The 1,492-nt window shown below is 61.1% G+C and carries 1 rRNA gene (running past one end of the window); it reads right to left on the reverse strand.

Features of this window, described 5'->3' with window-relative positions:
• Window positions 1-1,253 (reverse strand): 23S ribosomal RNA (locus tag AB5Z14_RS10020) (it extends 1,815 nt beyond the left edge of the window).
• Window positions 1,254-1,492 lie beyond the last annotated feature (239 nt).

The raw sequence follows: 1,492 nt of genomic DNA on the forward strand, positions 1-1,492 counted from the left end.
AAAATCCCGCCGCTTCGGTGTCCAGCTTAGCCCCGTGTATTGTCGGCGCATGTCCACTCGACCAGTGAGCTGTTACGCACTCTTTGAATGGATGGCTGCTTCTAAGCCAACATCCTGGTTGTCTGGGCGGACGCACATCCTTTGCCACTCGGCTGGAACTTGGGGACCTTAGCGGGCGGTCCGGGCTGTTTCCCTCTCGAGCACACAGCTTAGCCCACATGCTCTGACTGCCGCGCTCTGGGCCGCCGGCATTCGGAGTTCGGTTGGATTCGGTAGGCGGCGAAGCCCCCTCGTCCATCCGGTGCTCTACCTCCGGCGGTGAACGCGCGACGCTAGCCCTAAAGCTATTTCGGGGAGAACGAGATATCTCCGGGTTTGATTGGCCTTTCACCCCTATCCGCAGGTCATCGCCGCCGTTTTCAACCGACGTGCGTTCGGCCCTCCACGGGGTCTTACCCCCGCTTCAGCCTGCCCACGGATAGCTCACCCGGCTTCGCGTCCGCGGCGCGGGACTCAAGTCGCCCTGTTAAGGCTCGCTTTCGCTCCGGCTCCCTTTCGGTTAACCTCGCCCCGCGCCAGCGACTCGCTGGCTCATTCTACAAAAGGCACGCCGTCACAACTGAAAAGTTGCTCCGACTGCTCGTGGGCGCACGGTTTCAGGTACTGTTTCACTCCCCTCCCGGGGTGCTTTTCACCTTTCCCTCACGGTACTGGTGCGCTATCGGTCACAGGGTAGTACTCAGGCTTGGATGGTGGTCCACCCAGGTTCGGACCGGGTTTCACGTGCCCGGCCCTACTCAGGGACCGCGTCGCGCCGTCCGGTCTGGGTTCGCGTACGGGGCTGTCACCCGCTGCGGCCGGCCCTCCCATGCCGTTCCGCTCCCCAGCCGGACCTGCGCCCGGGGGCGGCAGCCCCCGGATGCGCGGCCCTGCAACCCCGTCGGCGGAACCCCTGCCGGGTATGCCCGCTCGACGGTTTGGCCATCGGTCCCCTTTCGCTCGCCGCTACTCGGGGAGTCTCGAGATTGATTTCCTCTCCTCCGGGTACTTAGATGTTTCAGTTCCCCGGGTTGTCCTCCCCCCGCCTATGCGTTCAGCGGGGGGATATGCACACTGCTGTGCATGGGTTCGCCCATTCGGAGACCCCCGGGTCGAAGGATGTGTGCTCCTCGCCGGGGATTATCGCAGCTTGCCGCGTCCTTCATCGGCTCCCTGTGCCAAGGCATCCGCCGTGCGCCCGTGGTATCTTGCGGGACCGCATCGGGCCCGCGGGATATCCACGTGTCGCTAAAGTTAATTAATCGATATCATGAATAGCGCTCGTATGTCGCAATTCGGGTATCTCATACCGCGGCACAGTCTATGTACTGTGCTCGCGATCAGATGCTCCTCACTCATTTATAAGTGAATTCTTCTTGTTTGGATCGGATGAATGATTGCTATCATTCTGTCTGATAAATCGCAGAAAAGAATCGAGTCTGGAAGATGTACG

The sequence above is a fragment of the Collinsella aerofaciens genome, from assembly GCF_040910265.1.
Taxonomy (GTDB): Bacteria; Actinomycetota; Coriobacteriia; order Coriobacteriales; family Coriobacteriaceae; genus Collinsella; species Collinsella aerofaciens_BK.